Annotated in this window: 19 protein-coding genes and 1 rRNA gene; 19 read left to right on the top strand and 1 reads right to left on the bottom strand. The window is 59.7% G+C overall.

Annotated features, from left to right (window positions below; translation table 11 throughout):
- Positions 1-60 precede the first annotated feature (60 nt).
- The 4 genes from rrf (at position 61) to tnpC (ending at position 2,792) form a co-directional block, all read left to right on the top strand.
- Positions 61-173: ribosomal RNA gene (rrf, locus tag RAE19_RS06485) — 5S ribosomal RNA — on the top strand.
- A 262-nt stretch (positions 174-435) separates the two neighbouring features.
- A complete protein-coding gene (locus tag RAE19_RS06480) occupies positions 436-774 on the top strand; it encodes a hypothetical protein (RefSeq protein ID WP_313873005.1) in 339 nt (112 codons plus the stop codon).
- Positions 774-1,121, top strand: coding sequence for an IS66 family insertion sequence element accessory protein TnpB (tnpB, locus tag RAE19_RS06475; protein ID WP_313873004.1), 348 nt, complete (start codon positions 774-776; stop codon positions 1,119-1,121). The genes RAE19_RS06480 and tnpB overlap by 1 nt, the downstream gene beginning before the upstream one ends.
- 69 nt (positions 1,122-1,190) lie before the next feature.
- Positions 1,191-2,792, top strand: coding sequence for an IS66 family transposase (tnpC, locus tag RAE19_RS06470; RefSeq protein ID WP_313872998.1), 1,602 nt, complete (start codon positions 1,191-1,193; stop codon positions 2,790-2,792).
- A gap of 24 nt (positions 2,793-2,816) precedes the next feature.
- On the opposite strand, the gene RAE19_RS06465 is transcribed toward tnpC, so the two are convergent.
- On the bottom strand, positions 2,817-3,443 hold the full coding sequence (locus tag RAE19_RS06465; RefSeq protein ID WP_313874144.1) for an FFLEELY motif protein: 627 nt from the start codon (positions 3,441-3,443) through the stop codon (positions 2,817-2,819).
- Positions 3,444-4,052: 609 nt separating this feature from the next.
- Between RAE19_RS06465 and istA the strand changes: the two genes are divergently transcribed.
- The 15 genes from istA to aceK all read left to right on the top strand — a co-directional run bounded on the left by istA (position 4,053) and on the right by aceK (position 21,355).
- The gene (gene istA / locus RAE19_RS06460; RefSeq protein WP_313876140.1) at positions 4,053-5,597 is read left to right on the top strand and encodes an IS21 family transposase; all 1,545 of its coding nucleotides are present in this window, start codon (positions 4,053-4,055) and stop codon (positions 5,595-5,597) included.
- A 21-nt stretch (positions 5,598-5,618) separates the two neighbouring features.
- A complete protein-coding gene (istB, locus tag RAE19_RS06455; protein WP_313873002.1) occupies positions 5,619-6,410 on the top strand; it encodes an IS21-like element helper ATPase IstB in 792 nt (263 codons plus the stop codon).
- Between the two features lie 135 nt (positions 6,411-6,545).
- On the top strand, positions 6,546-6,905 hold the full coding sequence (locus RAE19_RS06450) for a GNAT family N-acetyltransferase (RefSeq protein ID WP_313874143.1): 360 nt from the start codon (positions 6,546-6,548) through the stop codon (positions 6,903-6,905).
- An 89-nt stretch (positions 6,906-6,994) separates the two neighbouring features.
- Positions 6,995-7,870 carry an HlyC/CorC family transporter gene (locus RAE19_RS06445; protein ID WP_313874142.1) on the top strand — a complete coding sequence of 292 codons (876 nt, stop codon included), beginning with the start codon at positions 6,995-6,997 and terminating at the stop codon, positions 7,868-7,870.
- Positions 7,870-9,438 carry an apolipoprotein N-acyltransferase gene (gene lnt, locus RAE19_RS06440; RefSeq protein WP_313874141.1) on the top strand — a complete coding sequence of 523 codons (1,569 nt, stop codon included), beginning with the start codon at positions 7,870-7,872 and terminating at the stop codon, positions 9,436-9,438. The genes RAE19_RS06445 and lnt overlap by 1 nt, the downstream gene beginning before the upstream one ends.
- Before the next feature lie 93 nt (positions 9,439-9,531).
- Positions 9,532-10,437 carry a glycine--tRNA ligase subunit alpha gene (gene glyQ / locus RAE19_RS06435; protein WP_296509318.1) on the top strand — a complete coding sequence of 302 codons (906 nt, stop codon included), beginning with the start codon at positions 9,532-9,534 and terminating at the stop codon, positions 10,435-10,437.
- A gap of 20 nt (positions 10,438-10,457) precedes the next feature.
- Positions 10,458-12,578, top strand: coding sequence for a glycine--tRNA ligase subunit beta (glyS, locus tag RAE19_RS06430; RefSeq protein ID WP_313874140.1), 2,121 nt, complete (start codon positions 10,458-10,460; stop codon positions 12,576-12,578).
- 13 nt (positions 12,579-12,591) lie between these two features.
- Positions 12,592-13,140: a D-glycero-beta-D-manno-heptose 1,7-bisphosphate 7-phosphatase gene (gene gmhB, locus RAE19_RS06425; RefSeq protein WP_313874139.1), complete on the top strand. Its 549-nt coding sequence runs from the start codon at positions 12,592-12,594 to the stop codon at positions 13,138-13,140.
- A 53-nt stretch (positions 13,141-13,193) separates the two neighbouring features.
- Positions 13,194-13,937, top strand: a complete 744-nt coding sequence (locus tag RAE19_RS06420; RefSeq protein WP_313876188.1) for a lysophospholipid acyltransferase family protein — start codon at positions 13,194-13,196, stop codon at positions 13,935-13,937.
- Positions 13,938-13,951: 14 nt separating this feature from the next.
- Positions 13,952-14,923, top strand: coding sequence for a M48 family metallopeptidase (locus RAE19_RS06415; RefSeq protein WP_313874138.1), 972 nt, complete (start codon positions 13,952-13,954; stop codon positions 14,921-14,923).
- Positions 14,924-15,037: 114 nt separating this feature from the next.
- Positions 15,038-15,535, top strand: coding sequence for a MerR family transcriptional regulator (locus RAE19_RS06410; protein WP_313874137.1), 498 nt, complete (start codon positions 15,038-15,040; stop codon positions 15,533-15,535).
- A gap of 58 nt (positions 15,536-15,593) precedes the next feature.
- Positions 15,594-16,775, top strand: coding sequence for an isovaleryl-CoA dehydrogenase (locus RAE19_RS06405; RefSeq protein ID WP_313874136.1), 1,182 nt, complete (start codon positions 15,594-15,596; stop codon positions 16,773-16,775).
- Between the two features lie 5 nt (positions 16,776-16,780).
- Positions 16,781-18,784 (top strand): LTA synthase family protein, encoded by a 2,004-nt coding sequence (locus tag RAE19_RS06400; protein ID WP_313874135.1) that lies wholly within the window; start codon positions 16,781-16,783, stop codon positions 18,782-18,784.
- A gap of 8 nt (positions 18,785-18,792) precedes the next feature.
- The gene (gene can, locus RAE19_RS06395) at positions 18,793-19,458 is read left to right on the top strand and encodes a carbonate dehydratase (RefSeq protein WP_313874134.1); all 666 of its coding nucleotides are present in this window, start codon (positions 18,793-18,795) and stop codon (positions 19,456-19,458) included.
- Between the two features lie 70 nt (positions 19,459-19,528).
- Entirely contained in the window at positions 19,529-21,355 is a 1,827-nt protein-coding gene (gene aceK / locus RAE19_RS06390) for a bifunctional isocitrate dehydrogenase kinase/phosphatase (protein WP_313874133.1), read from the top strand.
- The last annotated feature ends 35 nt before the right edge of the window (positions 21,356-21,390 follow it).

The following is a 21,390-nucleotide window of genomic DNA, read 5'->3' as shown; positions in this document are numbered from 1 at the left end:
AGCTGATTAGCTCTATAAATTGGTTGCCCAGACCTCTAGTCTGGGTGACAACAAGTTATGCCTGACGACCATAGCGACTTGGTACCACTCCTTCCCATCCCGAACAGGACAGTGAAACGAGTCAGCGCCGATGATAGTGCGGATCCCCGTGTGAAAGTAGGTCATCGTCAGGCTATTACAGCAGAGAAAACCCCACCTGTGTAGGTGGGGTTTTTTTTCGCCTGTACTTTGCCTATCGTTTTATGGCGCTTCAATTGGTCGCATTTAGGTGCCTTATCCACGCCTCTTCTCGGTCCTCGATCGTCTTAAGAAACATGTCACTGCGGCCTTTTAGCTGAGCAAGTTCACTGTAACCGGTCACTGTCCGGCGTTCTTGCGAACTGATTGCAGGTACCAAAGAATGCGCCCTGATCAACAAACAGGACGGGGTCGGATATGGAAGAGACGCAGAGCGTGCTCAGGCGTGCAGTGTTGAGTGAACAGACTTGGGCTGAGGTACTGGATCGTTTTGACCGCGCTGGATTGACGATAGATGAATTTTGCAGCCGCGAAGGCATCAGTCGCAGCAGCCTTGCTCGCCGACGCACGCTTAGGAATAAACAGAGGGGAATCGCGTCCCCGCTGCGAACGAACAAGGTAGCCCCCACCACCGTGCCGAAGGCGGCGTTCGTTGATCTGGGCGACCTTGCTGGAGTGCACGGCAGCGGCAATGGAGCCATGGAGTTACGCATCGAACTCGGCTCGGGCATGAGTTTGCATCTGGTACGCCGGTAATGTTCTTTCCCGAGGGCCGCATTCGCGTGTTCCTGTATGGCCAAGCTGCCGATATGCGCCAGTCCTACGACGGCTTGTACGCTCTGGCACGCCAGGGGTTTGAAGTGGATGTGCTGGCCGGACACATGTTTGTTTTCATCAACCGGCGGCAAACACAGATGAAGGTGCTGTACTTTGACCGCAGCGGCTGGTGCCTGTGGTGCAAGCGTTTGGAGAGCGGCAAGTTCTCCCGTAAAGGCGTTCAAGGCGGCAGTGGCGAGATCGACTGCACGGCGCTCAAACTGATGCTCGAAGGCATCGAAGTGCGCCGACGCCACAAACGCTACCAACACCCTGCGCGGAGGTGACGATGTGCCCATTTTCAATCCGGAGAAGCACTCTTTTGCTTTGTCCCTAAAGGCCGCAAGATAAGGCCCATGTCGATGCCCAATACCAGCACTCCCACATTTACCGTCGAAACGGTCATGGGGCTGTCGCCGCAGAGCATCGCGCAGACACTGCAAGCACAGGCCGCCAGCATCAGCGCGCTGGAGCAGCAGCTCGAATGGTTCAAACGCCAACTCTTTGGCAAGAAGAGCGAGCGCTTTGCACCCTTGCCCGATGCGCAGCAAATGCACCTGGGGCAACTCCTGGGCGACCTCCCTGCCACTGATGCGCCCGAAGCCGACTCCGACTCCAACACCATCCCTGCACACCAGCGACGCAAACCCCGCAGCAACTTTGCCGACGAGGGCACGCCCGCATCGTTCTTTGACGAAACCAAGGTGCCCGTGCACACCATCGAGCTGGCCAACCCCGAGACCAAAGACCTCTCGCCCGATCAGTACGAGGTTGTCAGCCAGAAGGTCAGCCACCGCTTGGCACAGCGCCCCGGTGCCTATGTGGTGCTGAAGTATGTGCGCTCTGTCATCAAGCGCCACGACACGCAAACCCTGCACTGTGCGGGCGCGCCAACAGGCATCATTGAGGGCAGCCGCGCTGACGTGAGCTTGCTCGCAGGCGTTGTTGTTGACAAGTTTGCCTGGCACATTCCGCTGTACCGGCAGCACCAGCGCCTGAGCCAAGCGGGCTTCAAACTCAGCCGGGCGTGGCTGACGCAACTGGCGCAAAAGACCATTTCCCTGCTGGAGCCGATTTACGACACGCAGCTCGAGTCGATCCGCAACAGCCGGGTCAAGGCAATGGACGAGACCCCCATCAAGGCCGGGCGCAGTGGGCCCGGCAAGATGAAGGCGGCCTACTTCTGGCCTGTGTACGGCGAACTCGATGAGGTGTGCTTTGCCTATTTCGAGTCGCGCCGCCACGAGCACGTACAGCAGGCATTGGGGCTGCCAGGGGCCACAGATGCCGTGTTGCTCACTGACGGCTATGAGGCCTATGCACGTTACGCTGCCAAGACCGGCATTACGCATGCCCAATGCTGGGCGCACTGCAGGCGTGGCTTCTTTGAAGCTCTAGGGGCCGAGCCACAGGCCGCTGGCCAGGCGCTGCAGCAAATTGGCGAGATTTACGCCCAGGAAGAAGCCATTCGTGAACGTGACCTCTACGGGGATGCCAAACGAGAGCACCGTCTAAGCCACAGCAAACCGCTGGTGCAGAACTTCTTTGAATGGGTGGATTTGCAGTTCGAGCGGCAAGGCTTCCTGCCCAGCAATCCGTTGACCAAGGCATTGGCCTATGCACGCGAGCGCCGCGCGCAACTGCAGGTGTTTCTGGGCGATGCGGATGTGGCCATGGATACGAACCATCTGGAACGCGCCTTGCGCGCGATACCAATGGGCAGGCGCAATTGGTTATTCTGCTGGACGGAGGTGGGCGCCAAGCGCGCGGGCATCATGCAGAGCCTGATCGTGACATGCCGTTTACATGACATTGACCCCTACACCTACCTGGTTGATGTCTTGCAACGCGTAGGCCACCACCCCGCCTCCAGAGTTTCAGAACTGACGCCTCGTCAATGGAAGCAGCACTTCGCCGAGAATCCATTGCGTTCACCATTACACGGTTTGGTAACGTAGGCAATAACGCCGGACAGTGACCGGTTACAGTTCACTGAACGTCTCAAAGCCCTTTTCGAGAAAGGCTTGAAGCGCAGACAGATTGGCTGCGCGGGCGGGTAGGCGCATCGCCCTAAGGGTCATTCGAATCCCACGCATGGTTGTTATGCGTTCCAGCCTTTTGCCCAGATCCAAGACCATTCTCAGTTGCTGCGTTCTTTGTGCTGAAAGTCCACTCACACGCCACGCTACCGCATAGGTCGCGTTATCCAACGGCACTTGGCGAGGTTTGTAGCCCAATGATTCGATCGCCTTGGCCATTTTTGTATCTAAAAGCTCAGTCAGCGCGTGAAGTTCAGTGAGGTCTATGGCCACCTCGAGGATATTCCTCGTGAACATGCGCTCTATAGATTTGGCAATGCGTTCAAACTCCCGGTCTCGTTGTGAGAAGTCTTGGTCTCCATAGATCTCCGTGAGAAAGAAGTCGCATGCAGGACCATAGGCCTCGCTAGCGAGCAGATCGTGGTAAGTCTCTTGAAAGCGCTTGCTCTGGTAGGCTTTGACCGCCCGTAAAGTCACACTGCGTGATGGGTGAGATTCGTTAGAGCTCCGAAGGAGCGCGATTTCATGAAATGCCCGGTGTATCTGATCGGCGCCTTTGTGGTTCTTCATGCTCGAGATCTTAGGAAGGCTTGGAGGCTAAGAAACACATCGGAGGGGGTTTAAAGCCCTTCCTCTACGCAAGCCAAGGGAAAACCCTTATATTTGCGGCCATGGATCGGCCAACGAATTACGACAAAAGCTCACCTAAGGCTGGAAGCCAGGATCGTGTGCGTGCAGCAAAAGATACAGGCATAGCGGTCAGCATACGGGCGCTAGGCCCCAATCACCGCGAGCGCTTAAGGAGGCATCTGTTAGCGCTGGAGACTGCCGATCGTTTCCTACGGTTTGGCTACGTCGCCACTGACCAGCAGATTTCTGCATATGTTGATCGCTTGGACTTTATCAACGATGCTGTATTTGGGGTCTTTAATCGCCGACTGCACATTGTTGCGATGGCCCACTTAGCTATCTGTAAGTCCCTGTCACTTTTCACCACATACAGGCCAATTGGTTTTCGGCACATAGGAGCCAGAGCGTTTTCGGCACATATAGGCCATTTGGTTTTCGTCATATAGGAGCCAGCCGGGGGATTGGACGGGCATCTCGAACGCGACGTAACTGTCGTTACCTTCTGAATTTTTTGTTCAGGAGTAACGGATGGGTCGCAGAAAGATCGAGATGCATGAATACAGAAACGTTTTAATCAGACTACGCGCCGGTGACGGCGATCGCGAGATCGCGCGTCTGGGCCTTATGGGCCGGGTCAAGGTGGCGAGCTTTCGCGAACACGCCCGCAGCTTGGGCTGGTTGGAGGCTGAGCTGCCGCTGCCCGAACCCGAAGTTATTGCCCTGAGTCTGTGCGCAGCGGCCAAGCGCCCATCCAGCACGGTCTCCAAAGCCCACCCATGGCGCGAACAAGTGGCGCGCTGGATGGCTGCCGGGGTTGAGGGCGTAGCCATTCATGCCGCGTTGGTGCGCGAGCACCAGTTCTGCGGCAGCTACTCCTCTGTCTATCGCATCATGCGTGACATTGCCAAGGCACAGCCGCGTACCGATCTCACTGTGAGACTGAGCTTCAAGCCCGGCGAAGCCGCTCAGGTTGACTTTGGCGCGGGGCCATTTTTGGTGCATCCGGATGGACAGCGTAGGCGCACCTGGGCCTTTGTTATGACCTTGTGTCACAGCCGCCATCAGTATGTGGAATTCGTCTGGGACCAAACGGTGGCCACATGGCTGGGCTGCCACCGCCGTGCCTTTGAGTGGTTTGGCGGTGTGCCCGAGCGCGTGATCATCGACAACGCCAAGTGCGCCATCATCAAGGCTTGCCGATTTGACCCGCAGGTGCAGCGCTCCTATGCCGAGTGCGCTGAAGGTTATGAATTCAAGATTGACCCGTGCCCGCCGCACGATCCGCAGAAGAAGGGTATCGTGGAGTCGGGCGTCAAATACGTCAAGCGTAACTTCCTGTCTACCCGCGAATTCCGTGATCTGGCGGACCTTAATGCACAGGCGCAGGCGTGGGTATTGCAGGAAGCCGGTGTGCGCATTCACGGCACCACCCGCCAGCAGCCCATGGATTTGTTTGCGCTGGAGCGGGCCTTGCTCAAGCCGCTTCCACCGCAGGCGCCGGACTTGGGCGTTTGGCAGTGCGTGACGCTGCACCGCGACTGCCACGTCAAGTTTGACTACAAGCTGTATTCCGCCCCCTTTGCGCTGGTGGGCAAAGAGCTGTGGCTACGTGCCACCGATAACTGCGTGACTTTGTTTGATGACTACCGATTGGTGGCAACCCATGCGCGGGGACAGCGTCCCGGTGAACGCCTCACGACCAAAGACCACTTGCCACCCGAGGCACAACTCTTCTTTGCCCGTGACCGCGAGTGGCTGGGTACCCAAGCGCTGCAAATCGGACCGTACTGTCAGCAGGTTATTGACTGGCTACTGAGTGACCGGATTCTGGAGCGATTGCGCGCAGCTCAGGGTGTGATTGGTCTGGCAAAGACCTACAGCGCCCAGCGTGTTGAGCTCGCCTGCCGACGTGCCATGGCCCACAACAGTCCGTATTACCGCACTGTCAAGACCATCCTGAGCAGTAATTCCGACCGGCTACCGATGCCTGATCACAGCATCGTGCCTACCTATGCAAAGGCCCGGTTTGTCCGCGACGCCGCAAGCCTCTTCACCCCCGATACCCACAACCCGCAGCAGGATTTGCTGCATTAACTATCCAGGAGACCATCCCAAATGACACCCATCCCCGAACTCGTTCCACATCTCAAGCAGTTGCGCTTGTCCGGTATTCTGGATTCGCTGGACGCCAGAAACCGCCAGGCGATTGAATCGAAGTTGGCCTATACGGAGTTCCTGGCCATCCTGATGGGCGATGAAGTGGCCCGCCGGGAGCAGAACAGTTTCAGTACCCGCCTGCGCCGGGCCCAGTTCCGCTCCACCAAAACGCTGGAGCAGTTTGACTTCGAGCGGCTACCCCAACTCAACCGCGCGCTGGTGCATGACCTGGCCACCGGGCGCTACGTGCGGGAGTGTTCTCCGGTATTGATTGTTGGCCCTAGTGGAACCGGCAAGAGTCATCTTGCGCAGGCCTTGGGCCATTGTGCGATCCGTCAGGGCGTGGATGTGCTGTTTACCAACTGCTCGGCACTCACGCAGTCACTGCACGCCGCGCGCGCCACCAACGCCTACGAGCGCAAGCTGCAGACCTTGAGTCGCATTCCGGTACTCATCATTGATGACTTCGGACTCAAGCCTCTGCGTGCGCCGGCCGACGAAGACCTGCATGAACTCATTGCCGAGCGCTACGAGCGCACTGCCACCATCGTCACCAGCAATCTGGACTTTACTGAATGGGATCAGGCATTCCCAGTCAACCCGCTCTTGGCATCCGCAACCTTGGACCGCTTACGTCACAACGCATACTGCCTGGTGCTTGATGGCCAGTCCTATCGGGCGCCACGCCAGATGCCGACCACCATGCCGACAAAAACAAAGAATTCAACGCAACAAAAAGACGTCAAATAAAGGCAAAATCCATACCCGAGTGATGTCCGTCAGACACCCTCCGGCTGGTCTCTATATGCCGAAAATCACTGGCTCCTATATGCCGCAAAGTGACAGTCCCCAAATGGCCCCCCAGTAGGCGACTTCGGTGTCTCAGTGGCCCCGTCACTACGCGGCCATGGAATTGGCGGCAGACTCTACGAAAGAGCCGCTTTGCACGCTCGCAATGAGGGTGTCGAGGTGCTTCAGATACAAGCGCTCGCTGAAAATGCCGCAATGCTGGCGATAGCCCGCAAGCGGGGTGCGACCGTTCACCGGCACGGTTCAGAATCAGAGGCGTATCTCAAGTTGCCCCGTGCTGATTTGGAGTCACGATTGCGTGAGTTGGCAGGAGAGTATTGGGCGGGGTTGCATTACAGCCTCGTGGCCCAAAGCCGTATCTGGGTGGAGATGCTGAAGGGCTTTCAGAGTGTCCGCAGTCGGGCTATCGCCGCTGCAAAAATATGTTCGCCTTAGTGCTTAAGTGGGGGGGGGCTTGGAAGGCGACTCTTCAGATCCGCTATCCTTGAGGCTTCGAAACCACCGCCCGACATGGGCAATCCCTAGTGTCTGATCCGCATCCAGCGCGCCATCTCGAACGAGAAGACAAGCGCACCTTTCTCCAGAAGCTCGCCGAGTTCCTCCACCCCGGGCCCGATTCCACTGCGGAATTGATTGAGACACTGGCTGAGGCCGAAGACAACAACATCATCGGCGCTGAGTCGCGGGTCATGCTGGAAGGCGTTATCCGGATGGCGGACATGACCGCGGGGGATGTGATGGTCCCCGCGACCCGTATGGACCTGCTGGACATTCAGGCTACGCCGGATGAGCTGATGCACAAGGTCATAGACACCGCGCACTCGCGCTTCCCTGTTTATGACGGTGAGCGCGAGAACATTATTGGCATCTTGATGGCCAAAGACCTGCTCAAGCTGCAGCGCGCGCCCGAGCTCAACATCCGCGCCCTCTTGCGTCCGGCGGTCTTCGTTCCAGAGTCCAAAGGGTTGAATGACCTCTTGCGCGACTTCAGGGGCAACCGCAACCACTTGGCCATCGTGATCGATGAGTTCGGCCGAGTCGCTGGACTCATCACGATTGAAGACGTGCTGGAACAAATCGTTGGTGAAATTGAGGATGAATTCGATATCGCCGAAGACGAGGGTGACATCTTTGCGCTGGCCGACCAGACTTACCGGGTTAGTGGTGACACAACCCTCGAACGCATTAACGAGGCGTTCTCCCTCACCATGCGGGGCGAAGACCCTGAGGACGACTTTGACACGATTGGCGGCCTGATTGCCCATGAAATGGGCCACGTGCCCAAACGCGGAGAGCGCTACAGCTTGTGTGGACTCGACTTTACGGTGCTGCACACCAAGGGTGGCGCGGTGAAGTGGTTCAAGGTTTCACATACTCCAGCACCAGGCATCACTGACTGATGACGGTCGTACGCCGCGGTCAGGACCGACTGCCTGCGCCTCCTTGGGGCATAGTTGCTATTCTTTGTATAGCGGCAATCGCACAATCTATCAGCGCTAGCTGGCCTTTTGATGCTTATTTCTCCAAGGGGCAGCTCTTTTGGTGGATACAGCCCATTGCTCTTGCGCTGCTAGTTTTCGCAGGGACACAGGCGCCAACTCCCAAAGCGGCTGCCCACTACGCATGGTGGTTCGCTACCGTATGGCTCAGCACCACGTTCTGGTGGTTGTATGTGGCGATGCACACCTATGGTGGCTTGCCATCGCTGCTGGCGGCTGTTGCGGTGGTTGCGTTGTCGGTGGCGTTAGCCGCTTACTACGCAGGTGCAATGTGGGCTTGGCGCCGGTGGGCGCTGGGTACTTACTGGGGCGCTATTGTGGGCTTTGCGGCCCTTTGGCTCATGGCTGAAATGGCGCGCGGCACTTGGCTCACGGGCTTTGGCTGGGGCGCTATCGGGTACGCGCATATCGACGGCCCGCTGGCCTTCTTCTTGCCTTGGATTGGAAGCTACGGCGTCAGCGCCTTGGCAGCCGCCTGGGCCGCTTCGCTGGCTGTCGCTTTGGCGCGTTGTCAGATCGCACCGGCGGTGTGGGTCAGCGTGCTATTGCTTGCGCCCACGCTGCTGCCTGCAGGCGCCAACCAGTGGACTACGCCGACAAGCAGCCTGCAGGTCACCCTCTTGCAAGGGAATATTCCCCAAGACGAAAAGTTCGAAACCGGCAGCGGCGTGCCACTCGCGTTGCAGTGGTACCGCGACGCCTTGCAGCAAGCCGAGGGCGATTTGGTCGTCGCACCAGAGACCGCTATTCCACTTTTGCCCCAACAGCTCCCCGAGGGTTACTGGACCAGCTTAAGCAGCAAGTTCGAGACCTCGGCGCAGGCAGCACTAGTCGGCATACCGCTAGGGAGCTATCAGGCGGGCTACACCAATTCGGTGGTCGCGCTCGCCGCCGGTCAAACCGGCTGGCAATACGACAAACACCATTTGGTCCCTTTCGGCGAGTTCATTCCGCCGCTGTTCAAGTGGTTTACCCGGCTGATGAATATTCCGCTCGGTGATTTCAACCGTGGCCCGCTCGGTCAGCCCTCTTTGACCGTGAAAGGCGAACGGGTCGCCCCGAATATTTGCTATGAAGACTTGTATGGCGAAGAGCTGGCGACTCGGTTTACCGATGCCGCGCTTGCGCCCACAGTGTTTGCCAACGTAAGTAACCTCGGTTGGTTCAATCGCAGCGTGGCGCTGGATCAGCACCTCCACATTTCACGCACCCGCGCTCTCGAGTTTCAGCGCCCGTTCGTGCGGGCCACCAATACCGGCGCGACCGCCATATTGAGCCACGAGGGCGTTGTCCAAGACCTGCTCCCACCCCAGACCCGCGGAGTGCTGCGAGGTGAGGTTCAGGGCCGAAGCGGCATCACCCCATTTGCGTGGTGGGCCTCTCGATACGGCCTATGGCCCCTGTGGCTGATAGCGCTGGCTGTATTGGCCGTCTTGTGGCGGCAACGCGACTCCCATCCCCCTTCCTGATACCACCCTCGCTCCTGCGGTCACCCCGTAAAATGCGTGGTTTACTTGACCGCCTGCCTTGCACCGGCTCATGCCGGAGATAGCTCTCACACCATGCTCACTTTTCAGCAAATCATTCTTCGCCTCCAGGACTACTGGGATCGCCAGGGTTGCGCGCTCTTGCAGCCCTATGACATGGAAGTCGGTGCCGGCACCTCACATACGGCCACCTTCTTGCGTGCCATTGGCCCTGAGCCATGGAAGGCTGCCTATGTGCAACCCAGCCGCCGGCCGAAAGACGGCCGCTATGGTGAGAACCCCAACCGCTTGCAGCACTACTACCAATACCAGGTGGTGTTGAAGCCAGCACCGGCCAATATCCTGGAGCTCTACCTCGGCTCCTTGGAAGCCTTGGGGTTCGACCTTAAAAAGAACGACATCCGCTTTGTGGAAGACGACTGGGAAAACCCCACACTGGGCGCATGGGGCCTTGGGTGGGAGGTCTGGCTCAACGGCATGGAAGTCACCCAGTTCACCTATTTCCAGCAAGTGGGCGGCATTGATTGCAAGCCCGCTACTGGCGAGATCACATACGGCCTAGAGCGATTGGCTATGTATCTGCAAGGCGTCGACAACGTCTACAACCTGCAGTGGACCGACACGCTGAAATACGGCGACGTCTACCACCAGAACGAAGTCGAGCAATCCACCTACAACTTTGAGCACAGCGACGCCGACTTTTTGTTCACCGCGTTCAATGCGCACGAGAAGCAAGCCAAATACCTGATCGAACAGCAACTGGCCCTGCCTGCCTATGAGCAAGTGCTCAAGGCCGCGCACAGCTTCAACCTGCTGGACGCACGGGGCGCTATCAGCGTGACTGAGCGTGCAGCGTATATCGGTCGCATCCGCAATTTGGCGCGCAGCGTGGCGCAGTCTTACTACGAGAGCCGGGAGCGTTTGGGCTTCCCGATGGCGCCGCGCGAGTGGATTGAACAGATGCCCAAGAAGGCCGCGTAAGCGCACGGAGAAACTTAGACATGACAACAAAAAACCTTCTGGTCGAACTGTTTGTAGAAGAGCTGCCCCCGAAGGCGCTGAAGAAGTTGGGCGAAGCTTTTGCCACAGTGCTGGCCGATTCCCTCAAGACTCAAGGCCTGGTGGCCGCGGATGCCGCAGTGACTCACTTCGCATCGCCGCGTCGTTTGGCTGTGCACGTGGCTGCGGTGGCGGCCCAAGCGGCCGACAAAGCCGTCTCGAAAAAGCTGATGCCTGTGGCCGTGGGCCTGGATGCATCCGGCAACGCCACCCCCGCCTTGCTCAAAAAACTACAAGCCTTGGGCGCCGATGCCAGCGCGGTTTCTACCCTCAAGCGCGCCGTGGACGGCAAGGCAGAAGCCTTGTTCTACGACAGCATGGTCACCGGAGTTGCCTTGGTGGACGGCCTGCAAAAGGCCCTGCTGGAGAGCATTGCCAAGCTGCCTATCCCTAAGGTCATGAGCTACCAGCTGCAAAGCGGCTGTGAGCTGCCCGGCTGGACCAGTGTGAGCTTTGTGCGCCCAGCGCACGGTTTGGTGGCTTTGCATGGTAGCGATGTGGTGCCGGTGCAGGCTCTCGGACTGCACGCCGGCAATCAAACCGAAGGCCATCGCTTTGAAGCTGCGGTGTCGCCCGTAGTGATTGCCGATGCCGACGCCTATGCCGCTACTTTGGCCAAAGATGGCGCGGTGATTGCAAGCTTCGCGGAGCGCCGCGCCGACATCGTTCGCCAGCTGGACGCTGCTGCAACCAAAGTGGGTGGAGACTGCAAACCCATCGAAGATGCTGCCTTGCTGGACGAGGTGACAGCCCTGGTGGAGCGCCCCCATGTGCTGATTTGCGAATTCGAGGCCCAATTCCTCGACGTCCCGCAAGAGTGCCTGATCCTGACCATGAAGGCCAACCAGAAGTACTTCCCGCTGCTGGACGCAGCCGGCAAGCTCACCAACAAGTTCTTGGTGGTGAGCAACATCAACCCCGATGACGCGAGCTTGGTGATTGGCGGCAACGAGCGGGTGGTGCGCCCCCGTTTGGCCGATGCCAAGTTTTTCTTCGACCAGGACCGCAAAAAGACGCTTGCTTCCCGCGTGGACGGTTTGGGCAAAGTTGTGTACCACAACAAGCTCGGCACCCAAGGTGAACGCGTTGAGCGCGTGCGCGCGATTGCCAAGGCCATCGCAGCCCAACTGGGCGATGCAACGCTGGTGGCCCAAGCCGACCAGACAGCGCAGTTGGCCAAAACGGATCTGGTCACCGATATGGTGGGCGAATTCCCTGAGCTGCAAGGCATCATGGGTGGTTACTACGCCCTGAACGATGGCTTGGGTGAGACCGTCGCCCACGCGATCGAAGACCATTACAAGCCCCGCTTTGCGGGTGATACGCTGCCCCGCAACACCGCGGGTGTGGTGGTCGCGCTGGCGGACAAGCTGGAAACCCTGGTTGGCATGTTCGGCATCGGCAACCTGCCGACCGGCGACAAAGACCCGTTCGCCCTGCGCCGCCACGCGCTGGGTGTGATCCGCATGTTGGTTGAAAAAGACTTGCCGCTAGATGTGTCTGCGCTAGTCCGAAGCGCGGTGCCAGCCTTTGGCAACCTGATTGCCGATGCCTCTGCAGCACTCGTGGACTTCATGTTCGACCGCTTGGCCGGCTCCCTGCGCGAGCAAGGCTACAGTGCCCAAGAGGTAGATGCTGTGCTGGCCCTCAAGCCCCAGCGTTTGGGTGATGTCGCCAAGCGCCTGACCGCGGTACGCGCCTTTGCGGCATTGCCCGAGAGCGCTGCACTGGCTGCCGCCAACAAGCGCATCAGCAACATCCTCAAAAAGACCGACGATGTGGACGCACACGTGAGCGAAGTGCTATTGCAAGAGGCGGCCGAAAAGGCGCTGTTCGCAGCCATGCAAACCGTCTTGCCTCAGGCCCAAAGCCAGTGGCAAGCCGGCGACTACACCGCCTCGCTGCAGTCTTTGGCTGCTTTGCGCGTGCCGGTTGACGCCTTCTTTGAGGATGTCATGGTCAACGCAGAGCAGCTCGATCTGCGCCTGAACCGCTTGGGCCTGCTCAAGAGCCTGCACGTGGCCATGAACCGCGTGGCCGACCTGTCCAAGCTCGCAGCCTGACCGAAAGCGCTGTATGAAACTCTGCATTCTCGACCGCGACGGCACCATCAACGAAGACAGTGCGGAGTTTGTGAAGAGCTCTCACGAGTGGCGTCCCTTGCCGGGCGCTTTGGAAGCCATTGCCAAACTCAACCATGCGGGTTGGCGTGTGGTGGTGGCGACCAACCAAAGTGGCCTGGGGCGTGGCTTGTTTGATGTGGTGTCGCTCAACGCCATGCACGCCAAAATGCACACCATGCTGGCGGCAGTGGGTGGCAAAGTGGACGCCATTTTTTACTGCCCCCATGCACCCGACGACAACTGCCGTTGCCGCAAACCCGAGCCAGGCTTGTTTGAGCAGATCGGCGAACGGTTCGGTGTCGACTTGCATGGGGTACCCGGCGTGGGCGATTCGGCCCGCGACCTGATTGCCGGTGCTGCGGTCGGCTGCGAGCCCCACCTGGTGCTCACCGGCAAAGCCGCCGCGCTGCGCGGTCGGCCACTGCCCGACAACTATCCGCCGGGCACCCGCGTCCATGACGATCTGATGGCTTTTGCCGATTACCTGGTAACCCGAACATGAGCGGCATGCCCCCCGTTGTATCAATTCCCACGCACAAAAAGCCCAACTGGTTGATGGCCGTGCTGCGGTCGTGCCTGCACATGCTGTGGATGCTGGTGACCGTGATCCCCTGGGGCATCATCATGTTGGTCGCCTCGATCCGTGTGCGCGGCAAACCGCTGTGGTGGATGGCGGTGCGCTGGCTGGGCTGGGCGATTGATGGTGCCCGTGTGCTGCTGGGTATCCGCACCCGCGTGATCGGTTGGGAGAACCTGCCCACTGGCGACACCGCGCCGGCCATTTTGCTGGTCAAGCACCAGTCGACGTTCGAGACGTTTTTGATGCCCACCTTGATGCCGCATCCGCTGGCCTATGTGTTCAAAAAAGAGCTGCTCTATGTGCCGTTTTTTGGATGGGCCATGGGGCGCTTGGACATGATCCATATCGACCGCAGCCAACGGACCGAGTCGTTTGCCAAAGTGGTCGAACAGGGCAAACGCCTGTTGGCGCAAGGCATCTGGGTCATCATGTTCCCCGAGGGCACGCGCATTCCCCGTGGCCAGACCGGTACTTACAAATTGGGCGGCACCCGCCTCGCTGTGGCGACCAGCGCTCCTGTGATTCCGGTCGCCGTGACCAGCGCCAAATGCTGGCCCCGCAAAGCCTTCATCAAAACCCCCGGGGTGGTGGAAGTGTCGATTGGCAAACCTATCCCCAGCGAAGGCCGTGACCCCAAAGACTTGATGCAGGAAGTACAAACCTGGATCGAGGCGGAGATGCGCCGCCTGGACCCCGAGGCTTATCCCGCCAAAGATTGAGGCAGGTCCGCGCCATGCATCCGCTGCTGCGCTTTACGCTCGATCTTTTTGAGCCTTTTGAGGCTCCCGCTCAGGTAAATACTGCGCCTATAGCTCCTAAAAAAGTAGCAAAACGACGCTCGCCCATCGCCGCTCCTGATCCGCTGGCCGGCGTAGTGACGGGGGCAACCCCTTTAGAGCGGGGGCCTTTTGAGCCCGGTCAGCCGATTGCCCAGGCTCTTCAGGCCGTCCACTACAGCCACCCGCAGGCCAGTCGCGAGGTGCGGCTGGACGGTGTGGTGGTACGCTACGCCTTTGCCCGGGGCAAGCGCCGAACCATCGGTTTCTCTGTCGGGCCGGACGGCTTGGCGGTGCGGGCACCCCGCTGGACGCCGTTGTATGAAGTAGACGCTGCTTTGCAAGAAAAGGCCGAGTGGATCATGCGCAAACTGCGTGAAACCCGCGAACGCACCACCCGCCAGCAAGAAGCGCAAATTGAATGGGTGCAGGGCGCCGAGTTTCCCTACCTCGGCGCGCCGGTGCGCATTGCGCTGGATTCTGCACATGCGTTCACCGCCAAAGGCGCTGCGCTGGATGCGCAGGCAGACGACGCGGGTGTGCGGAGCCTGCGGGTTGCGCTGCCGCAAACGGCTACAGCGGCGCAAATCCGCGATGCGGTGCAGGCCTGGCTGATGCGCGAGGCCAAGGCTTTGTTTCTGCAACGTCTGGAGCACTTTGCGCCGCAGTTGCAAGTACAGTGGAAGAAGCTGAGCCTGAGCAATGCGGGTACCCGATGGGGGAGTGCCAAAAGCGATGGCTCCATTCGCCTCAATTGGCGCTTGATTCATTTCAGGTTACCGGTCATCGACTACGTGGTGGCCCACGAGTTAAGCCATTTGCGGGTGATGGACCACAGCCCCCGCTTTTGGGACACGGTGCGCACCGTGGTACCCGACTACGCCGAGTTGCGCCACAGCCTCAAGGATCCGGCAATACCCAAGTGGTAAGGCCCTGAGCCGCCCCTGCGGGCTTGCGGCTTTCCGGTATGGAATCTTTTGATTCATAATTGACGTTTACGTAAACGTCAACTTTCTACGGCCTGGCCGTAGCCGTACCGCATCATGAGCACCACCTTCAGCATTAGCGACTTGGCCAAAGAGTTCGACCTGACCACCCGCGCTATCCGCTTCTACGAGGACTTGGGGCTTTTGCAGCCCGAGCGCACGGGCCCCGGCGGGCGCAACCGGGTGTACAGCGGGCGGGATCGTACCCGCCTCAAGCTCACCCTGCGGGCCAAGCGCCTGGGCCTGAGCCTGACCGAGGCCAAAGACATCATCGAGATGTACGACAGCCCGCGCGACACCGGCGCGCAGTTGCAAAAGTTTCTGGACGTGTTGGCCGCCCACCGCAAACAGGTCGAAGAGCAAATGGCAGACCTGCAAGCCAACCTCGACGAGATCAAAGTTCACCAGCGTGAAGCCAAGGCGCTGCTGGCCAAAAGCGAGGCCCACGCCGACAAGGCCTCCAAGACAAGTAACAAAGCCCCTGTGAAACCGGCCCACAAACCAGCTGCCAAAGTGCCAGGCAAAGCGACTGGCAAAAAAATCGCACAGGCCTGACCGCTGTGCTGCGCGTCATCGCGCTGACTCATAACCCCACTACAACGAGGAGACACCCATGAGCAACCTGCCCGGACTCAACTACCAACTCGGCGAAGACATTGACGCCCTGCGCGACGCAGTGCGCGAGTTCGCCCAAGCCGAAATCGCCCCCCGCGCCGCGGAGATCGACCGCACTGACCAGTTTCCCATGGACTTGTGGCGCAAGATGGGCGACCTGGGGGTGCTCGGCATCACCGTCGGCGAGGAATACGGCGGCGCCAACATGGGCTACCTGGCCCACATGGTGGCCATGGAAGAAATCAGCCGCGCCAGCGCCTCGGTGGGCCTGAGCTATGGTGCGCACAGCAACCTGTGCGTGAACCAGATCAAGCGCAACGGCACGCCCGAACAGCGTGCCAAGTACCTGCCCAAACTCATCACCGGCGAGCACGTGGGTGCACTGGCCATGAGCGAGCCTGGCGCCGGTAGCGATGTGCTGAGCATGAAGCTCAAGGCCGAAGACAAGGGTGGCTATTACCTGCTCAACGGCAACAAGATGTGGATCACCAATGGCCCCGATGCCGACACCCTGGTCGTCTACGCCAAAAGCGAACCCGAGCTGGGCGCGCGCGGCGTGACCGCCTTCCTGATCGAAAAGTCCATGCCGGGTTTTAGCATCGCCCAGAAGCTGGACAAACTCGGCATGCGCGGCAGCCACACTGGCGAGCTGGTGTTCAACAATGTGGAAGTGCCGCTGGCCAACGTGCTGGGGCAGGTCAATGGCGGCGCCAAGGTGCTGATGAGTGGCTTGGACTACGAGCGCGCAGTGCTCTCAGGCGGGCCGCTGGGCATCATGCAGGCGGTGATGGACAACGTGATCCCCTACATCCACGACCGCAAGCAGTTCGGCCAAAGCATCGGCGAGTTCCAGCTGATCCAGGGCAAGGTAGCCGACATGTATACCGTGCTGCAAGCCGGCCGGGCCTTCGCCTACACCGTGGCCAAGAACCTGGATTTGCTGGGCGTCGAGCATGTACGCCAGGTCCGCAAAGATTGCGCTTCCGTCATTCTGTGGACCGCCGAGAAGGCCACCTGGATGGCAGGCGAGGGCGTGCAGATTTTTGGTGGCAACGGCTACATCAACGAGTACCCGCTAGGTCGCTTGTGGCGCGATGCCAAGTTGTATGAAATCGGAGCGGGCACCAGCGAGATCCGCCGCATGCTCATCGGACGGGAGCTGTTCGCTGAGACAATGTAGGGGCTATGAAACATGCCATTGCCCGTACCCTGACATCCACACTCCACGGCATCCTGCGCGGCCTGATGCGCGCCTGGGTGCTCATCGTGCCACTGGTGGTGGCGTTGAGTGTGATCCGGTGGGGGCAGTTGGCGTATTTTTGGCCCCAAGGCTACCAAGCCAGTAGCAGCGACCTTGCCACCGTGGCGGTGCAGGGCTTCCGTTTCGACCTCAAGGTCAGCGCGATTGCCGGCTTCTTGCTGCTGCTGGTGCTCCCCTGGGTGTCGGGTCCGGTCTACCGAAGGCTGGTAACCGGGCTGGTTTGCCTCTATGTGTTTCTCGGGTTTATCAACCTGCACTATTTCGGGTTCTACAAAACCCCGATCGATTCGGTCATTTTCGGTTTGTTTGAGGACGACACGGCCGCCGTGTTGCAAACCATCTGGCACGATTTCCCCGTGGTCGGGACCCTCGTGGCAGTCGCGGCTACCGCGCTGCTGGGGCTGGTGATTCACCGCCGGGTTGTGCACTGGGTAGAGCCCGATACGGTGCTGCAAAAGCGTGCAGTCGCTTTGCGCATGTTGGCAGTGGTGGTGGCCTTGTTCGCCTTGCTGTTTGCGGGCAAGGGCACCCTCCGCGAGATGGCATTGCAGCGCCAGCATTTGACGGTAACCACCTCCCAGTTTCTGAACGACATGGTGCCCAACGGCGTCATCGCGCTCAAATATGCGTGGGACAACCGCCGCCAATCGCAAAACCTGTCAGACCCGCTGGTGGGCCTGAAGGCTCTGGGCTTTGACTCGCCACAGGCCGCAGCCGAGGTGCTGGGCCTGCCCCATGCCACCGAGGCGGAGGTGCGTGACGCACTCTACCGCCACGAGCCGCTGCCCGCCGGCACCCCCAAAAAGAACCTGGTGTTCTTCTTGATGGAGTCGTGGAGTGCAGAGCCGATGCTCTACCAAAGCCCCACATTTGACGTGCTGGGCCGCATGGCCCCCACCCTGGACAGGGCCTGCCATTTCAGCAACTTTGAGTCGGCACAGCCGGGCACCCACCCGTCGCTGGAGGCTATTTTGTTTTCGAGCCCGATCACGCCGCTCACCATGGGCGATGCCGGTCGCAAGCCCCTGCCTTGGGGTGTGGCGCAGGTGGCCAAGCGGGCGGGGTATGACACCTTGTTTGTCACCTCGGCCCGCTCCGGCTGGCGCGACCTGAACCGGGTGCTCAAGGTGCAAGGTTTTGACGAAGTCATTGACGCCAACAACCTCAAGGCCGATTACCCCGATGCAACCATCGGGCTATGGGGCGTGTGGGATAGCTATGTTTACCGCTACCTTGTAAAGCGGATGGCCGCCCAGCCCAAAGACCGGCCCCTGTTTGTGTTTGTGCTCACCGCGACCAACCACCCGCCCTACGACTTGCCCGCCGACTATCAAAAAGTGGCTCTGGACATGGCCCAGTGGAAGGGCGAAACCAGCGAAGCCACCCTAGTGCCCAATCTCCACACCTACCGCTATGCGCACGATTTGTTGGGCGCTTTCGTGCAGCAGGTGCAAAGCGGCCCTCTGAAAGACACCACCCTGATCGCCGCCACCGGTGACCACAATGTGCGCTCCTTCGGCGTGTACGCCGAGCCCAGCCGCCGCTACCTGATGCGGCAGGTGCCGTTTGTGATCTGGGGCTCGCAGCTGCGTTGCGGCCAGCAGCTGACCCAGCCGGCCAGCCATCGGGACATGTTCAACACGCTGTTTCCGCTGGCCGGTATTGAGGGCAATTACATCAACGCCGGGCGCAACCTGCTCAAAGACGTGCCTGCACAACCCGACCCGATGAACGCCCCGCGCGGCCTTTTCTTCACCGGCGAGGCGCGCAATGCCCAAGGCATGTGGCAGCTCGGCAACCCCAAGTCGTTTGTATGCACCGCGGCCCGACCGCCGCAGAGCTGCGAGTTCAATGCGCAAGACGATTTGCAGGAACGTGCCCGGTACGCACTCCTCGATTGGAATGTGCGCATCTCTCTTAAGAAATAATCAGGGCTATGACAGACAAACTCAACGACCTTTTCTCTCGCAACCGCGCATGGGCCGCCGAGATGGAGCGCACCCGCCCCGGCTTTTTCACCGGGCTGGCCAACCAGCAAAAGCCCAAGTACATGTGGATCGGCTGCTCGGACAGCCGGGTGCCCGCCAACGAAATCATCGGTTTGGCACCGGGTGAAATTTTTGTGCACCGTAACGTGGCCAACGTGGTGGTGCACTCGGATCTGAATGCGCTGTCCACGATTCAGTTTGCGGTAGAGCGGCTCAAGGTCAAGCATGTGATGGTCGTGGGCCACTACGGCTGCTCAGGCGTGCAAGCGGCACTAGAAGGTGCCCGCATCGGCTTGGCCGACAACTGGCTGCGCCATATTCAAGACGTGCGGGACCGCCACCGCGATATCCTGGACGCCATTCCCGACCACGGCAAAGCCGCCGCCTTGTGCGAGCTCAATGTGATCGAACAGGTGATCAACGTCGCACAAAGCACCGTGCTGCAAGACGCCTGGGCCGCAGGGCAGGAAGTGACGCTGCATGGCTGGGTGTACGGCGTGCACGACGGCCTGGTGCAAGACCTGCACATGACGGTGGGCCGCGAGGACAACCTCGATGCGCTGTACCGGGAAGCGATTTCCGGCGTGCGGCTCATGCCCCGTCATCCCCGTTAAGTACCAAAAAGGCCTGTGGCGCCCATGGAATATGCGCGAGCAGCTATCAAAAATATAGTGAATCTCGCGCATGTTTCCTACCCGGCTTGATTCCTCGGTTGCTTACGACATTGCGCGGGCGCTGCTCGACGGCTTTAACCGCCACTACCAACTCTTCCGCACCGAGAGTGCGCGGGCCAAGCACCGGTTTGAAACGCGCGACTGGCATGGCCAGCAGCGCGCGCAGCGCGAGCGCATCGAGTTTTACGGCTTGCGGGTGCAAGAGTGTTCGCGCCGGCTGGAGCGCGAGTTCAAGGCCGGCGAGCAGGGCGCCGAGGTATGGCAGCAGATCAAGCTGCACTACATTGGCCTATTGGTGAACCACCATCAGCCGGAATTGGCCGAGACCTTTTTCAACTCGGTGACCACCAAAATCCTGCACCGCAGTTACTTCCAGAACGATTTCATTTTCGTGCGGCCTGCCGTCAGCACCGAGTACATCGAGAACCTCGATGCGCCGGGCGCCCGCTACCAGCCCACCTACCGCTGCTACTACCCCACGGTGGATGACGTGCAGGCGCAGCTGGTGCGCATGGTGCAAGACTTTGACCTGCGGGTGCCGTTTGAAGATCTGGAGCGCGATGCCCGCAGCGTGTTGGCGGTGATGACCCGGCAGTTGGGCGAGGCCAAGCTGCTGGCTAACTTTCAGGTGCAGGTGCTCTCCAGCTTGTTCTTTCGCAACAAGGGCGGCTACATCATCGGCAAGCTGATCAACGGCTACACCGAAGCCGGTTTTGCACTGCCAGTGCTGCACAGCAAAGACGGCCAGCTGCGTATCGATGCGGCGCTGTTCGGGGAGGATGACCTGCTGCGCCTTTTCAGCTTTGCGCGGGCCTACTTCATGGTGGACATGGAGATCCCCAGCGCCTATGTGCAGTTTTTGCGCAGCATGATGCCGCGCAAACCCCGCAACGAAATTTACAACGCGCTGGGGCTGGCCAAGCAGGGCAAGACCCTGTTCTACCGCGACTTTCTGCACCACCTGCAGCACAGCAGCGACAAGTTTCGCATCGCGGCCGGCATCAAGGGCATGGTGATGCTGGTGTTTGACCTGCCCAGCTATCCCTATGTGTTCAAGGTCATCAAAGACTACTTTCCGCACCAGAAAGAAACCACCCGCGAGCAGGTGCGGGCCAAGTACCAGTTGGTCAAGCAGCACGACCGCGTGGGCCGCATGGCCGATACGCTGGACTACGGCGATGTGGCCTTTCCGCGTGAGCGTTTCAGCGATGAGCTGATCGCCGAGCTGCAGCAGTTTGCGCCCAGCCAACTGGAGATCAGCGACCGCGATGGCGATGGCCGTACCGAGGTCATCCTCAAGCACGTCTACATCGAGCGCCGCATGATCCCGCTCAACATGTACCTGCAAGAAGCCTTTTATGCAGGCGGCGCGGACCCGGACAACCACAGCCCTGCGGCCTTGCGGGCTCGGCACCAGATTGAGCGCTCCGTGATCGACTACGGCTACGCCATCAAAGACATGGTGGCCGCCAACATCTTCCCCGGTGACATGCTCTGGAAGAACTTCGGCATCACCCGCAACAACAAGGTCGTGTTCTACGACTACGACGAAATCGAGTACCTCACCGACTGCAACTTCCGCAAAGTGCCCGAGCCACGCAACGAGGAAGAAGAAATGTCCGGCGAGGTTTGGTACGCCGTAGGCCCGCGCGATGTGTTCCCTGAGACGTTTGCACCGTTTTTGCTGGGTAATCCGCTGGTGCGCGACATCTTCATGCAATACCACGCCAACCTGCTAGACCCCGCCTTCTGGCAGACACAGAAAGAGCGGATTGCGGCGGGGTACGTGCACGATGTGTACCCGTATGAGAAAGACAAGCGGTTCGCCCGGAGTTGAGTGGGTTGGCTAAAATAGCTAACACCGTTTGAACG

The sequence above is a fragment of the Rhodoferax potami genome (genome assembly GCF_032193805.1).
GTDB classification, from domain to species: Bacteria; Pseudomonadota; Gammaproteobacteria; order Burkholderiales; family Burkholderiaceae_C; genus Allorhodoferax; species Allorhodoferax potami_A.
This window is presented reverse-complemented; position numbering and strand designations above follow the sequence as displayed.

Bases quoted from the DNA above. Each gene is read 5' to 3' on its own strand.
- RAE19_RS06415 (WP_313874138.1), top strand. From the start codon at position 13,952: ATGCATCCGCTGCTGCGCTTTACGCTCGATCTTTTTGAGCCTTTTGAG.
- glyQ (WP_296509318.1), top strand. From the start codon at position 9,532: ATGCTCACTTTTCAGCAAATCATTCTTCGCCTCCAGGACTACTGGGAT.
- istB (WP_313873002.1), top strand. From the start codon at position 5,619: ATGACACCCATCCCCGAACTCGTTCCACATCTCAAGCAGTTGCGCTTG.
- RAE19_RS06400 (WP_313874135.1), top strand. From the start codon at position 16,781: ATGAAACATGCCATTGCCCGTACCCTGACATCCACACTCCACGGCATC.
- RAE19_RS06405 (WP_313874136.1), top strand. From the start codon at position 15,594: ATGAGCAACCTGCCCGGACTCAACTACCAACTCGGCGAAGACATTGAC.
- RAE19_RS06480 (WP_313873005.1), top strand. From the start codon at position 436: ATGGAAGAGACGCAGAGCGTGCTCAGGCGTGCAGTGTTGAGTGAACAG.
- can (WP_313874134.1), top strand. From the start codon at position 18,793: ATGACAGACAAACTCAACGACCTTTTCTCTCGCAACCGCGCATGGGCC.
- tnpB (WP_313873004.1), top strand. From the start codon at position 774: ATGTTCTTTCCCGAGGGCCGCATTCGCGTGTTCCTGTATGGCCAAGCT.
- lnt (WP_313874141.1), top strand. From the start codon at position 7,870: ATGACGGTCGTACGCCGCGGTCAGGACCGACTGCCTGCGCCTCCTTGG.
- RAE19_RS06410 (WP_313874137.1), top strand. From the start codon at position 15,038: ATGAGCACCACCTTCAGCATTAGCGACTTGGCCAAAGAGTTCGACCTG.
- glyS (WP_313874140.1), top strand. From the start codon at position 10,458: ATGACAACAAAAAACCTTCTGGTCGAACTGTTTGTAGAAGAGCTGCCC.
- RAE19_RS06420 (WP_313876188.1), top strand. From the start codon at position 13,194: ATGGCCGTGCTGCGGTCGTGCCTGCACATGCTGTGGATGCTGGTGACC.
- aceK (WP_313874133.1), top strand. From the start codon at position 19,529: ATGTTTCCTACCCGGCTTGATTCCTCGGTTGCTTACGACATTGCGCGG.
- gmhB (WP_313874139.1), top strand. From the start codon at position 12,592: ATGAAACTCTGCATTCTCGACCGCGACGGCACCATCAACGAAGACAGT.
- istA (WP_313876140.1), top strand. From the start codon at position 4,053: ATGCATGAATACAGAAACGTTTTAATCAGACTACGCGCCGGTGACGGC.
- RAE19_RS06465 (WP_313874144.1), bottom strand. From the start codon at position 3,443: ATGAAGAACCACAAAGGCGCCGATCAGATACACCGGGCATTTCATGAA.
- tnpC (WP_313872998.1), top strand. From the start codon at position 1,191: ATGTCGATGCCCAATACCAGCACTCCCACATTTACCGTCGAAACGGTC.